General features: G+C 56.6%; 9 protein-coding genes. 4 read left to right on the top strand and 5 right to left on the bottom strand.

The window, feature by feature from the left end:
* The first annotated feature begins 51 nt into the window (after positions 1–51).
* Positions 52–2,451, top strand: coding sequence for a mechanosensitive ion channel family protein (locus BM229_RS16135; RefSeq protein WP_093928678.1), 2,400 nt, complete (start codon positions 52–54; stop codon positions 2,449–2,451).
* Positions 2,452–2,578: 127 nt separating this feature from the next.
* Here the strand turns inward: BM229_RS16135 and BM229_RS16130 are convergent, their stop codons facing one another.
* Genes BM229_RS16130 through BM229_RS16115 form a run of 4 tightly spaced genes read right to left on the bottom strand, consistent with a single transcriptional unit; the run spans position 2,579 to position 8,427 of the window.
* Positions 2,579–3,733 carry an ABC transporter permease gene (locus BM229_RS16130; RefSeq protein ID WP_093928677.1) on the bottom strand — a complete coding sequence of 385 codons (1,155 nt, stop codon included), beginning with the start codon at positions 3,731–3,733 and terminating at the stop codon, positions 2,579–2,581.
* Positions 3,730–4,758: an ABC transporter permease gene (locus BM229_RS16125; protein ID WP_093928676.1), complete on the bottom strand. Its 1,029-nt coding sequence runs from the start codon at positions 4,756–4,758 to the stop codon at positions 3,730–3,732. Before BM229_RS16125 ends, BM229_RS16130 begins: the two co-directional genes overlap by 4 nt.
* Positions 4,755–6,665 (bottom strand): ABC transporter substrate-binding protein, encoded by a 1,911-nt coding sequence (locus BM229_RS16120; protein WP_093928675.1) that lies wholly within the window; start codon positions 6,663–6,665, stop codon positions 4,755–4,757. Before BM229_RS16120 ends, BM229_RS16125 begins: the two co-directional genes overlap by 4 nt.
* Positions 6,658–8,427 (bottom strand): ABC transporter ATP-binding protein, encoded by a 1,770-nt coding sequence (locus tag BM229_RS16115; RefSeq protein WP_093928674.1) that lies wholly within the window; start codon positions 8,425–8,427, stop codon positions 6,658–6,660. The genes BM229_RS16120 and BM229_RS16115 overlap by 8 nt, the downstream gene beginning before the upstream one ends.
* Before the next feature lie 206 nt (positions 8,428–8,633).
* Here BM229_RS16115 and BM229_RS16110 point away from each other — a divergent pair, with 206 nt between their 5' ends.
* Positions 8,634–9,392, top strand: coding sequence for a polysaccharide deacetylase family protein (locus tag BM229_RS16110; protein WP_093928673.1), 759 nt, complete (start codon positions 8,634–8,636; stop codon positions 9,390–9,392).
* 7 nt (positions 9,393–9,399) lie between these two features.
* Positions 9,400–10,254 carry a GNAT family N-acetyltransferase gene (locus BM229_RS16105; RefSeq protein ID WP_093928672.1) on the top strand — a complete coding sequence of 285 codons (855 nt, stop codon included), beginning with the start codon at positions 9,400–9,402 and terminating at the stop codon, positions 10,252–10,254.
* Positions 10,255–10,279: 25 nt separating this feature from the next.
* Here BM229_RS16105 and BM229_RS16100 read toward each other — a convergent pair whose 3' ends face one another.
* Positions 10,280–11,281, bottom strand: a complete 1,002-nt coding sequence (locus tag BM229_RS16100; RefSeq protein ID WP_093928671.1) for an SDR family NAD(P)-dependent oxidoreductase — start codon at positions 11,279–11,281, stop codon at positions 10,280–10,282.
* 289 nt (positions 11,282–11,570) lie between these two features.
* Between BM229_RS16100 and ggt the strand changes: the two genes are divergently transcribed.
* Positions 11,571–13,295 carry a gamma-glutamyltransferase gene (gene ggt, locus BM229_RS16095; protein ID WP_208604107.1) on the top strand — a complete coding sequence of 575 codons (1,725 nt, stop codon included), beginning with the start codon at positions 11,571–11,573 and terminating at the stop codon, positions 13,293–13,295.
* Positions 13,296–13,421 lie beyond the last annotated feature (126 nt).

Raw genomic sequence — 13,421 nt, 5'->3', positions numbered from 1 at the left:
GATTGCTGGCATAGCCTGCTAATGGTCAGGGTTGAGTTAACTGGGAACCACATGCGCGCCTTTTTCATTGTCGGCCTATTTTCTTTGATTTTTTCCTCGGTCCTACCAGTTGCTGGGCAATCGCAAGGTGTCGGCTCGTTGTTTACGGGCACGGGCACGGCGGAAGCCGCAGAGACCCCAGATATCGACTTGATCATGCGCAGAGCAGCCGAAAACGGTGTCGGCGTGGTGGTGATCGACAACTCTGGTCAAATTTTAGGCGACCTTCCCGCATCTGAGGCAGAATTGGCCGAGAGCGACGGCCCGTCATCAATGATGCGGATGCAGGACCGCGCCGCCAAATTTCGCGCCGTGCTGGTGGAGCGGCTGCTGACCCTTCCGGTCGCGTTTAATGAAGTCCTCTATATCTTGCGCGCAGCCAGCCCAGACGGAACACTTTGGGCCTTTGGCAAGGCATTGTTGTTGTGTCTGCTGATGTTTGGCGTTGGCGTCATCGTAGAACGGAAAATCTACGGTCAACGCCTGATGAAAAGGATCGTTACAAAACAGGTTCGCGAGAACCCTCAAGGCTATGTCGAGAAAATCCCTTTCCTTGTGCTTCGCTTTGTTGTCGGAGTGGGCGGCGTCCTTGTATCCATGGCGGTTGCCTATGTGATCGGTACCGTGCTCTTTGGCCCACTTACCGATACGGCGATGCAGTTCACTGTAACGCTCATCAATATCGGTTATTTCTCCTGTCGCTTTGTCGCCGGTCTATGGCGCATGATCTTGTCGCCCTTCCTTGGGCAATACCGTATTCCTGCGCTTAACGATCGGGATGCCAAACGGTTGCATCGTTGGCTTTGGATGCTGGCGTCCGCCGAGATCTGCGCAATTCTGTTTGGCATCTGGATCGCAGAGCTGGGCTTGAACTACGACGCCTATGCATTTTTGGCCTCTGTGATGTCTGCCGCGTTGGTGCTGTTGAACATACTGCTGGTGCTGGTCAATCGTAGCGCCATCAGCCGCGCGCTTCGCAACGGCAAACCGCCCGAGGAAACGTCGGTGATCGTGCGCTTTTTGTCGCGGGCATGGGCGCCCATCGTTTGTTTTTATGCAATTTTCGCATGGATTGATCTGACGGTTAACCTTGTTCTCGGCAACGCCAATGCGGCCCCGTTGATTGCGGGCGCCTACGGGATCTTGATCACGATCATCGTCGTCTATGGTCTGATCAATTACGGGATCGAACGCGGCTTTGCCCGGACCCGCGCATTGCGTCGGATGAACGCTGAAAGGGAAACCAAGGGCGCGCGCCAAAGCGAAGCGCTAGAAGAGGAAAGCGGTGCGGATGCGCTGCAACAAGAACCGCAGCATGAAACCGCAGCGGATACCGTCATGCCGCGGCAATCCCTAAGTACTTACGAGGAACTGGCACGCCGAGTGGCGGGCATTCTGTCCTTTGTCGCGGGGACCTATGCGTTTTTCTATATCTGGGACAATAACGGCGCTGAAATGGTCGAAGGCTTTGCCTCCCAACTTTTGGATATCATGGTCGTCATCTTCATCGGCTATGTCATTTATCATGCCTTCCGCATCTGGATCGACAGTAAGATCGAAGAAGAAACACCCGATCTGGACGCGGGCGAGCTGGGCGATGAAGGCGGCGGTTCTAGCGCCAGTCGGCTGGCCACGCTGCTTCCGTTGTTTCGCAATTTCACGCTGATCCTCGTTGTGGTCACGATCTTGCTGATTGTTTTGATGGAGGTCGGAATCAATGTCGGCCCATTGTTCGCCGGTGCCGGGATCATTGGCATCGCCATTGGTTTTGGCAGTCAGGCGCTAGTGCGGGATGTCTTTGCCGGAGCGTTTTTCCTTTTTGATGATGCATTCCGAAAGGGCGAATATCTGGATGTTGGCAACGTCAAAGGCACGGTTGAGAAGATCTCGGTCCGTTCCTTCCAACTGCGTCACCATCTGGGGGCGCTGCACACCATTCCGTTTGGTGAATTGCAGGTGATCACCAATTATTCGCGCGATTGGGTGATGATGAAGCTGCCATTACGGGTGACCTATGACACCGATATCGAAAAGGTCCGTAAGCTGATCAAAAGGTTGGGCCAAGACCTGCTCAGTGATCCAGAAATCGGAGAAGCCTTCATCCTGCCTTTGAAGTCCCAAGGCGTCATTGAGATGCAAGACAGCGCCATGATCATCCGGGTGAAGTTTATGACCAAGCCGGGGGACCAATGGCTCGCCCGAAAGAAGGTCTATCAAGAAATCCGAACCCTGTTTGAACGCGAAGGCATCAAATTCGCACATCGAGAAGTGACAGTGCGGTTGGCCGACGGCAACCCGGACGATCTCTCTGACGCGCAAAAGCGCAAAGTCGCGGCCGCAGCCCACGCTTCGCTTGATGAGGATATGTTGGAACGCGATGATCGCGGTGAAAGCAGCACCGATGATCGCTGAGGTGATGCCTCGGGTTTAATGGGCCTGCATCATCCTGCGTGTGGCGCTGATGATGTCAGTGACGTGCTTTCAGTGATTGCCAGCAGCACAGGGGGCTAGCCAAAACTGCTGTCGGCATTAAGCCGTATCAATTCTTGTAAGGGTCCAGAGAGGCGCGGAGCCCGTCCCCAAGGAAGTTGAACGCCAGTACCACCACGATGATCGGTAGCATCGGTATTGCGGTCCACCAATAGATCTCGATGCTGGCGAGGTTTTGGGCATCATTCAGCATCACCCCCCAACTAACGGCAGGCGCGCGCAGGCCCAACCCAAGGTAGCTGAGCGCTGTTTCTCCAAGGATCATGGCGGGTATCGAAAGGGTCGCACTGGCAATCAGGTGGGACATAAAGTTGGGCAGCAAATGGCGGCGGATGACACGGCCGGGCTTGGCGCCCATCATCTCGGCGGCCTTAACGTATTCCTCCTCGCGTAGAGACAGGAATTTGGCCCGCACGGAGCGCGCCAATCCGGGCCAATCAAGGATGCCTAGAATGATCGAGATCACAAAAAAGACCGCCACCGGCCCCCAATTGGACGGCACTGCCGCCGAAAGCGCAAGCCAAAGCGGCAATTCAGGAAGGCTGCGCAGTATCTCGATCACGCGGTTGAGAAACCAGTCGATCCTGCCACCGAAATAGCCCGCCATCGCGCCGAAGGTGATACCAAGCGCGAAGGACACAGTGATGCCGATAAGTCCTACGGTCAGCGACAGTTGCGCACCGTATAAGATCCTGCTGAAGACATCGCGGCCCAAACGGTCAGACCCCCAAAGGAACAGGCTTGCATCCTCTGGCGCACAGAAAAGATGCGTGTCTGATGGGATCAATCCAAAAAGCTTGTAGCCCTCCCCCTCGCAGAAAAACCGCAGCGGCAGGGGGGTGGTCTCATCGGTGGTGTAAGTCCAACGGTAATTCTCTAGATCGGCCTCGGCTGTGATCGGATAGACGTAGGGGCCGATGAAAGCACCTTCATGCCAAAGGTTGATACTTTGCGGTGGAGCATAGAGATAATCGGCACTGCGTTCGTTCGGCGTGTAAGGCGCGATAAAGCCAGCGATCGGCAAGATCAGGTAAGAGATCAACAAGAAGATGCCGCAGATGAGCGCGAGCTTATGCCGGCGGAAACTGCGCCACATCAGTCGCCACGCGGGTGCATCCATATCCGATCGCTCGGGCACTGAAATATCAGGGGTGTCCACCCAAGGTGTGGTGTCGACAAATCGGTTGGTAGGCTGGGTACTCATGCGCCGCGCCCACCATAGCGAATGCGCGGGTCTAGCAGCACCAGCAGCATGTCGGAAATCATTGTGCCGATCAGCGTGAGCAGAGCCACGAACATCAGGACGAAACCGGCCAGAAATTGATCTTGTGACTTTAGCGCGGTCAGCAGGTAAGGCCCGATTGTCTGCAAACCCAGCACCACGGACACCAGCACCGACCCCGAGACCATCGCGGGCAGCAGGTTGCCGATATCCGCAACGAAAGGATTGAACGCCATGCGCAGCGGATATTTTACCAGCAACCGTGCAGGGGCCATGCCCTTGGCTTTGGCGGTTTCAACATAGGGTTTGCTCAATTCGTCCAGCATATTGGCGCGCAAGCGTTGCATCATGGCGGCTGCCCCTGACGTGCCGATGACAAAGGTCGGGACGATCATATGCACGAGGATTGATTTAACTTTGGGCCATGACATCGGGGCGCCCTCGAATGCCGGATCCATCAGGCCGCCAATTGGCAGGTCAAAGTATTTGTGCCCGTAGTAGAACAAAATGAGCGCCAGCAGGAAATTCGGCGTCGCAAGGCCCAGATATCCAACAAAGCCCGCCGTATAATCGGCCCATGTCTCAGACTTGGCGGCGGCAATCACACCCAAGGGCAAAGCCACCGCATAGACGAACAGCACGGCGGCCAGATTGACCAATACCGTCAACCACAGGGCATCCCCGACGATCTCGCCCACGGGGCGGTCAAATTCGAAGGACCAACCGAAATCGCCTTGTATTAGGCCAGAGAAACCCTGCGGACCCGGGGCAAATCCCACCCAGATTAGATATTGCTCCCAGAGAGGCCGGTCGAGCGCGTATTCGGCGCGCAGAAATTCCGCTTTTGCCATGCCTTCCGCCTGGCCGGTTGCCCGCAATTCGGCGATCTGATTGGAAAGGTAATCGCCCGGCGGGAGGTTGATAATCACAAAGATTAGAACCGAGACGACCAACAAGGTCAGCAACATCGTGAAAAAGCGAAAAACTGCATAGCGGAGGAACATCATTGGACAACCTGCTGAAAAGGTTCCTCGAAATAGAACTCGTCAATCCGATGCACGCCGAAATGCGCACCCGGATCATAGGCCCAAAGTCCCTGTTCAGAGACATTGCGCAACCCTTTTGAGACGACCACGGGCTGCGGCGCTTCGGAAAGAATGCCGATTGCATAGACCTCTTGGGCATGAATCTTAAGCATTTCACGCCACAGGGTCGTTCTGGTTTCCGCATCTGTCGCGTGGTTCCAGCGGTCTGCCATCGCCAGCAATTCGTTCGGCGCAGGGCCTTGAGGTTGCTCGCCCAGTTCGCCCTTGGATTGGTAATATTGCCCCCACATCGGCCAAGCGAAAAATTCCTGATTGGTGGGGGCAAGGTACATCGGCGACGTCTGAGATGTGGGCAGCCCATTGTCCCAACCGAACCACACAGACGCCATGCTGAGCCCCGCATAGACCCGGTTGCGCAGAATGTCGCGATCCAGCGGGCGCATCACCAGCTTGATCCCCAATTCCCGCCAAGTGTCGGTAAGGATGGCCAGCGCATTTTCGACCTCTTGCCGCTCTCCCGCGGTTTCGACCACGAATTCCATCGGGCGGCCATCGGGCAGCTTACGAATGCCTGCTTGGGTTCTCTCTGTCAGGCCAATCTCATCCAGCAGGGCGTTTGCCTTGGCCGGAGAATAATTGGCATAGGCAGAGGCGTTTTGGGGGTCATACAGCGGGCTTTGGGGCAATGCGGTCATGCCGCCTTCTTGGGCTAATCCGAAATAGAGCGCGCGGTTGATCATATGCCGATCAACGCCGTGGCTAAGCGCGCGGCGAAACCGAACATCGCGCATCACCTCCTGCCAGACCGGATCGGCAAAGTTGAGGTTAGGGTAAATCGCGATCTGGCTTGCGGCCCCGTTCTCCCACAACAATGTGCGATAGTTGCCGCCATCCGCTTCGCCCTTCTTGAGGATCGAGATGTCAGGAAAATCGAGCCCACGTGCCTGCAAGTCCGCTTCTCCCGCGTTGACCTTTGCCGCGATAAGCCCGCCGGTCGCAATCGTCATCTCGACGACGTCAATGTAAGGCAGTTGCACGCCGCGCGCGTCGATGCGGTGATAGTAGGGGTTGCGGACAAACAGTTGCCGGGACGTGCCGGTGGTCGTGGCGTTTATCCAAGGTTGCAGTGTCGGTTGTTCTGGGTTGTCGAATTTGCTCATGCTGTCGCGTTTGTTGTGCAACGCCGCCCAGCTTTTCACGCGCGCCTTCGTGATGGCTGCATGAAGCGCGCCGGGGCCGGTGAACTTTTGATGGAACTGCTTGAGGTAATGTGAGGGGCGGTAGATGAACGGCGGACTGGCCTGTGCCAGCAAAGGTAGGAAATTCGGGTTTGCGGTGGGCCATTCGAAAATGACAGTATGCGGATCGGGAAAATTTACCGTACCCAATACACCATCCACAAACATGAAATCCGGCGGGCCAGAGGGCGTGATATCAGGGTCTTGCGCGACGTTTTCCCACCAATAGCGAAAATCTTCTGAGGTGAACGCAGCACCGTCTGACCAGCGATGGCCCGGGCGCAGGTGCAGCGTGAACTTCCGGTTCTCAGTGACTTCAACATCGCGCAGGATATCAGGCGAGAGCGTGTAATCAGAGGTGTATCCAACCAGCCGGGCATAGCCATAGGCCGACATCAGCCGCACATCTTTGGACCGGGTGCCAAAGGTGCGCAATGTGCCGCCTTGGGTGCCGTAACTGCGGCCCTTGGCCTCTAGTTCAACGATAAGGGGGACATCAGGCAGGCGCTCGGCGATCGGTGGAAGATTGCCTTTGTTCACTTCTGCCGCCCAAAAGATTGTTTCCTGCAATGGGGGCGCAGCCCACACCGGTCCCGCCAGACAGAGCAGCAGAGCGAACAGCCTAGACATGACAGCGAACCTTGTGACCGGCACCAACGCCCTGCAATGCCGGTGCGATCCCGCCTTCGATGCGGAACATCTCTGGCCACGTCGAGGGCGCGCCAGCCCCCTTGGCGACCAGTTCGAGGTCAATCGGTCTTGAGATATCGGGTTCAGGTTGGGCTGCGATGAGCGCCTTGGTATAGGGGTGGCGCGGGTCGTAAAACAGCGTTTCGGGGGGGGCCTGTTCCACAATTACGCCCGCTCGCATCACCACGACCTCATCAGCGATACGGGCCACAACAGCCAGATCGTGGCTGATGAACAGATAGCTCAACGCGGCGCGTTCACGGATGTCTTCCAGCAGCGTCAGGATCTGTTCCTGCACGGAAACATCCAATGCGGACGTGGGTTCGTCACAGATCAAAAGTTTGGGGTCCAGCGTCAAGGCGCGGGCGATGGAGAGACGCTGTCGCTGCCCGCCCGAAAACGCATGCGGATAGCGCGTCATCATGTCGGGGTTAAGGCCGACGAGCTCCAGCATCTCGGCGGCCTTGTCGCGCCGATCAGCACGCGACCCGATGCCGTGAATTTCCAGCGGTTCGGTCAATGCCGCGCCGATACGCATTCTTGGCGACAGCGAGGAATAGGGATCTTGGAACACCATCTGCGCTTGGCGTTGAAAGGCGGTACGTTGCGATACGGACATATCGTGTACCGGCATGGGCAAGGCACCCGGTTCAGGGTAAAATGAAACTTCGCCCCCGGGATCGGGCGTCTCGGCCCCAAGGGCCATGCGCGCGCATGTCGTTTTGCCCGAACCACTTTCGCCGACCACGGCCAATGTCTTGCCTCGTACCACCTGCAGATTGACGTCTTTGCAGGCGGTCACTGTGGTCTGCTTGCGCCATCCTCCGGTGCGCAGGGCGAAGGTTTTGCTTACGTTGCGCAGGTTCATGATCAGATCATCATGGGCGACCGCGCGGGCAGGGGCGGCGACCTCGGGGATCATTGTGGCCGCGGCAAAAAGCTTGCGTGTATAGCCGTGTTCCGGGCTGCCCAGTACCTCTGCTGCGGTGCCGCTTTCCATGACGCGGCCCCCGTTCATGACGACGACTTGCTGCGCCATATTCGCCACCACACCAAGATCATGCGTGACAAGGACCACCGCCATTCCGGTTTCCGATTGCAGCGTTTTGATCAGCCCCAGCACCTGTGCCTGTGTCGTCACATCCAGCGCCGTGGTGGGTTCGTCTGCAATCAACAAATCTGGTTTAGCCACCATCGCCATGGCAATCATAGCGCGTTGTCGCATGCCGCCTGACATCTCAAAGGGATAGCTGCGCCAGACCCGCTCCGGTTCGGCAAAGCCTACGCGCTCAAATTTTTCGAGCACAGTCCGCTTTGCCTCTGCGCGGCCCATGGAGCGGTGTAGGCGCAGCACTTCGGCCACTTGGTTGCCCAGTCGGTGCAGGGGCGAGAGAGAGCGCATCGGTTCTTGAAAGATCATCGAGATGCGGTTGCCCCTGATTTGGCGCATCGCTGGCTCGCTTAAGGACAGCATATCAACGGGCGCGTCATCACCCGCGAAAACGATCCGACCGCTACGGATTCTTGCGACGTCAGGCAGGATACGCAGAATGCTTCGGCAAGTCAGGGTTTTGCCAGAGCCGCTTTCGCCGACCAATGCGAGCGTTTCACCGGGTGCGACGGAAAAGCTGACGTCGCGCACCACCGGGTCAGCATTGCCAAACCCGATTGTCAGCCCGTCAACTTTCAACAGAGATGTCATCGGTATCCCATTCCATTTCCGCAAAAGCGCGGTCCGCAAAAGGAGTGAAGCCGATTTGCGGGGGGGCGTCCAGCCTCGCAAGGCCGCTTGGGCCACATATTCGCCATTGGCTGCGCCATCAGGCCCATGCGAGGAAAAGTGAGTGTACATTCAGGCACCCAAATGGTTCAATTAATAGGCAAATAACACCTGAAAGGGGTCCGCACGTGGCGACCTGGGCAGAATTAGACGAAGAGCTTGAAAAATGGGCCTCGCAGGGTGAAACGCCGACTTTCTGGTGGCGTGATGATGACACCGAAGCCTGTACGAATGACTTAGATAGGTTGATCGCGCTTTCGGAACGCTTTGATGCGCCTTTGCATCTGGCGGTCATCCCTGTTGCAATTGCCGACGACCTTGCCGACCGCCTGTCAATGTCGCCGCATGTATTTAGCTTGCAGCACGGGTTTGCACATAAGAACCACGAGCCCAAAGGCACTCGCGCGTCCGAAGTCGGCGTAATGCGCGATTTGACCCTGATCGAAACGGACCTGCGAGAAGGCTGGCGGCGGATGCAAGTGGCGAAGCTGCCGAATATATTGCCGGTGTTCGTGCCGCCGTGGAACCGCATTGGTGAACAGGTTCTACCATACTTGCCCCAATGGGGGTACACAGCACTTTCCAATTTCGACGCCCGGCCCCATCCCGAACCCGTACCGGGCTTGCAGCGGTTTAATGGTCACATTGATCCGATCCGCTGGAAGGAAGGGGCGAAATTTGCGGGGGAGGAGAAGACGTTGGAGCAATGTGTGCGCCACCTGCGAAAGCGTCGATTGGAAGACGCATACCGGGATGAGCCGACCGGCTTTGTCAGCCACCACCTGCAAACCGATGAAGACACTTGGAGCTTTACCGAAGCATTGATGTCACGACTGACACAGGGTGCAAAGACCCAGTGGATATCATTGGATTGCCTAATAAAATGAGCACGAAATGCTAGATATTGCCTATGCTTCCCCCGCCGAGCGGGAAGAGGTCGCCCAATTTATGAACGCCGTATTCGTGCGCGCAAAATGGGGCATTGATAGCTGGCGCAAGCTGCTGGCCGGAAGATGGTGCGGGCCCGAGGGGCGCTATGCCATAACGGTGCGGGATGATGGCAAGTTGATCGGCGTTTTGGGGTTGGTCTATGCCGAACGTCAAACGTCTAACGGCCCAAGAACCACCGCTGACATGACCTCTTGGTACGTGCTTAAGGAATATCGCGGGCAAGGTGTGGGCAAAAAGATGATCGCGCTGGCGACCTTGGACCCGGACGTGACGGTGACAAACTTTTCCAGCGCTAAGGCGGCGGTCAATGTTTTGGAAAAGGCAGGGCTGGCAGAGTTGGATCGGGAGCGTCTGGTCTGGCACCCTTCGAAAAGCGCAGGATTTGAAGTGCACGAAGATCCATTGGGATTGGGGGATCGTTTGCCCGCAAAGGACCGACGGATCATTGGGGATCATCAGGGGCTGCGGCTTAGGCATTTGTCGGTAGAGACGCCCGATGGGCTATGCACGATGGTCATCTACCCTCAGAAAAAGCACGACGATTACGTGACGCATGAAATCATGTATCTCTCGGATCAGCCGCTCTTTGCTGAATACGCAAAACGCATCGCGGCATCGGTCCTGCCTTCCGAGGCGGCGATCCTATCGCTGGACCGTCGCTTTGCACAGAGCGGGATCGCATGTGACGATGTGAGGGAGTTTGCAACACCCAGATATTGCCAGCATGGGCTTCTGAATCCTTCCGAGATCGATATGCTGTATTCTGAGTGTGTTCTGCTCAACATCAAAATACATTGATGCGCCACCGCCGGGGCTGTTCAGATCAAACTTTGTAGAAGTCGCGGTACCAGTCTACGAAATTCTGCAACCCAACGGTGACGGGGGTGGAATGTTGCTGACCGATGAGGTTTTGCAGCAAAGTCGTGTCGGCCCAAGTAGCGGGGACATCGCCGGGCTGGATCGGGTGATAGGTCTTGATCGCCTCCAGCCCGCAGGCGGCCTCGATCGCTGCGATGAAGTCCATCAACGTCACGGGTGACGCATTGCCAATGTTTACGACGCGAAACGGGGCGACAGGCGAAACGCTGTCGTTGGCCACCGGATTGGCGGGGTCGGGGGTGACGTCGATCAAGGCCACAATGGCGCGGACAAGATCGTCGACATAGGTAAAATCGCGCTGCATCTTGCCATGGTTGTAAACGTCTATCGGCTCTCCGTTCAGGATGGCCTTTGTAAACTTGAAATACGCCATGTCAGGGCGCCCCCATGGCCCGTATACGGTAAAGAAACGGAACATGGTCGTCGGCAGATCGTAAAGATGGGCATAGGAATGCGCCATGCTTTCGGTCGCTTTCTTGGTCGCCGCATAAAAGGACATCTGCGTATCGACCTTATCCGCTTCCTTGTATGGCATTTGGCTGTTTGCCCCAAAAATGGAAGAGCTAGAGGCCAGCAACATATGGGCGGGCGGGAATGCGCGCGCAGCTTCGAGCAGTTCAAAGGTGCCGATAATATTAGCATCCACATAGGCGCGGGGCACGTCGATGGAGTGCCGCACACCTGCCTGCGCAGCCAGATGGATCACCACCTCGGGGCGGTGTTCTTTGAAAAGAGACATCAGCGCTTGAGGCGTTTCCAGTTTTTCGTTCACGACAGTGAACTCGGCATACGCGCTAAGCTGCGATTGACGCTGCAGTTTTAGATTGGTGTCATAGTAGTCGGACAGGCTGTCGATGCCGATGACACGCCACCCGGATCTGAGAAGCGTCAGAGAAACAAAATACCCAATGAACCCGGACGACCCGGTGACAATTGCGGTCCTCATTCAAAGCCCCTTTCTGCGGAGAATTTGGAAGCTTTGGATATGTGATAGATGAAGGGCATGACCTGTGAGGACTTCCATGTCACGGGGGGTGGGCAGGGTGAGCAGGATACGGTGTGCACCCGATAGAGTGGTACTTATAGAGCGGCAGAAAGGCAACTGGCTGCGAACCCGTAAAAGCTTAGCCTTGATGTCCCGGCACGCGGGGTAGGTCAGGTCTGCCCTCCCCGTTGCACTTTTGAAGGGAAACAGCCAACCTCAGCTCACGCGAACGCAAATGGGAGGAATTTTGATGAGACAGATTATCACTGGCGCGGTATGCCTGACAATGTCGGCTGCCCCCGCGCTTCATGCCCAAGAAGCAGCGATTTTTTCTGGGAATGACCGTGTTCACCCCGTCTATGCCGAGAACGGGATGGTGTCGGCCCAAGAAGCCGTAGCGGCCCAGATCGGGCTCGATATTCTCAAAGCTGGCGGCAATGCTGTGGACGCGGGAGTCGCCGTGGCATTTGCGCTGGCTGTAACCTTGCCGCGCGCGGGCAATATCGGCGGTGGCGGTTTCATGATTGTCCGTGACGCGGAGAACGGCGAGACTAAGGCGATCGACTACCGCGAAATGGCGCCTGCTTCAGCTGAGAGGGATATGTACCTCGACGCCGAGGGCAATGCCGACAGCGAGCTTTCGCGGTTCACCGGGCTGGCCGTCGGCGTGCCGGGAACGGTGGCGGGCATGCAGATGGCGTTGGAGAATTACGGCAGCATGTCGCTTGCCGAAGTATTAGAGCCAGCCATTGCACTTGCTCGCGACGGTATCGCGGTCACGCCCGGCCTTGCTGACAGTCTGAAAGGCCTTGAGGATCGGTTAAAGAAATGGCCGACCTCTGAAAGCATCTTCTTTAAAGAGGGCGGCGGTTTTTATGAGCCGGGCGAAACTCTCGTTCAGGCGGACTTAGCCAATACACTGCAAAAGATTGCTGACGCAGGGACAGACGGCTTTTACAAAGGAGAAACGGCAACAAAAATTGCGGATGCGGTGCAAGCTGCCGGTGGCCGGATCACAGTCGACGATATGGCCAATTATAAGCCGGTTCTGCGTGATCCGGTGCGCGGTACCTACCGCGGTTATGAGATCGTTTCTATGCCGCCGCCCAGTTCGGGTGGTGCGCATATCATTCAAATCCTCAACGTTCTTGAAGATTACCCGATCTCTTTCCTCGGCCATAACACGGCCGACACGATCCACCTTATGGCCGAAGCGATGAAGCGGGCCTATGCGGATCGTTCGGAATATCTAGGCGATAGTGATTTTGTAGATGTGCCTTTGAGTGAGATTACTTCAAAAGCCTATGCCGAGGATATTCGGGGGGAAATCAGCCTGAACGCGGCAACCCCATCCAGCAGCATCAAGCCGGGGAAACTTGCGCCGTACGAGTCCGATCAGACGACGCATTTTTCGATCGTGGATAAGGATGGCAACGCCGTTTCCAACACCTATACGATCAACTTTTCCTATGGGTCCGGTATGGTTGCCGATGGCACCGGCATTCTTATGAACAATGAAATGGATGATTTCGCCGCTAAGCCCGGTGTCCCCAATGCCTATGGGTTGATTGGCGGCGATGCCAATGCTGTAGAGGGCGGAAAGCGACCGCTTTCTTCCATGTCACCTACAATTGTGATGAAGGACGGAGAGGTCTTCATGGTCACGGGTTCGCCCGGCGGATCGCGCATCATCACCACCACGTTGCAGGTCATCATGAATGTCATTGATCACGGGATGAACATCGCCGAAGCCTCTTTCGCACCGCGTATCCACCACCAGTGGTTGCCTGATGAGATCCGCATCGAAGAGGGGATCAACCTCGATACGGTGGGGTTGCTTGAGCAGCGCGGCCATAAGGTCAGCGAAAAGTCGGTCATGGGCTCTACCCAGTCGATCCTTGTAGACAAAGAAAGCGGCTATCTGTTCGGCGCGTCCGACCCCCGGCGCGTAGATGCGGCAACCTTGGGGCATTAACTTTAAAGAAGTAACTCCGGCGTTGTTGCCGGGGTTACTTTGTTTAAACTCGCTAAAGGCAGCCCAACGTATTACCGATCGACCCTCAGCGCGGGTAGGCCCACGCGTCAAATCTACCGTCAGAGG

It is taken from the genome of Sulfitobacter dubius (genome assembly GCF_900113435.1).
Taxonomy (GTDB): domain Bacteria; phylum Pseudomonadota; class Alphaproteobacteria; order Rhodobacterales; family Rhodobacteraceae; genus Sulfitobacter; species Sulfitobacter dubius.
The sequence above is the reverse complement of the archived record's forward strand: the minus strand, read 5'-3'. Positions and strand labels throughout refer to the sequence as shown.

Bases quoted from the DNA above. Each gene is read 5' to 3' on its own strand.
- BM229_RS16135 (WP_093928678.1), top strand. From the start codon at position 52: ATGCGCGCCTTTTTCATTGTCGGCCTATTTTCTTTGATTTTTTCCTCG.
- BM229_RS16130 (WP_093928677.1), bottom strand. From the start codon at position 3,733: ATGAGTACCCAGCCTACCAACCGATTTGTCGACACCACACCTTGGGTG.
- BM229_RS16125 (WP_093928676.1), bottom strand. From the start codon at position 4,758: ATGATGTTCCTCCGCTATGCAGTTTTTCGCTTTTTCACGATGTTGCTG.
- BM229_RS16120 (WP_093928675.1), bottom strand. From the start codon at position 6,665: ATGTCTAGGCTGTTCGCTCTGCTGCTCTGTCTGGCGGGACCGGTGTGG.
- BM229_RS16115 (WP_093928674.1), bottom strand. From the start codon at position 8,427: ATGACATCTCTGTTGAAAGTTGACGGGCTGACAATCGGGTTTGGCAAT.
- BM229_RS16105 (WP_093928672.1), top strand. From the start codon at position 9,400: ATGCTAGATATTGCCTATGCTTCCCCCGCCGAGCGGGAAGAGGTCGCC.
- BM229_RS16100 (WP_093928671.1), bottom strand. From the start codon at position 11,281: ATGAGGACCGCAATTGTCACCGGGTCGTCCGGGTTCATTGGGTATTTT.
- ggt (WP_208604107.1), top strand. From the start codon at position 11,571: ATGAGACAGATTATCACTGGCGCGGTATGCCTGACAATGTCGGCTGCC.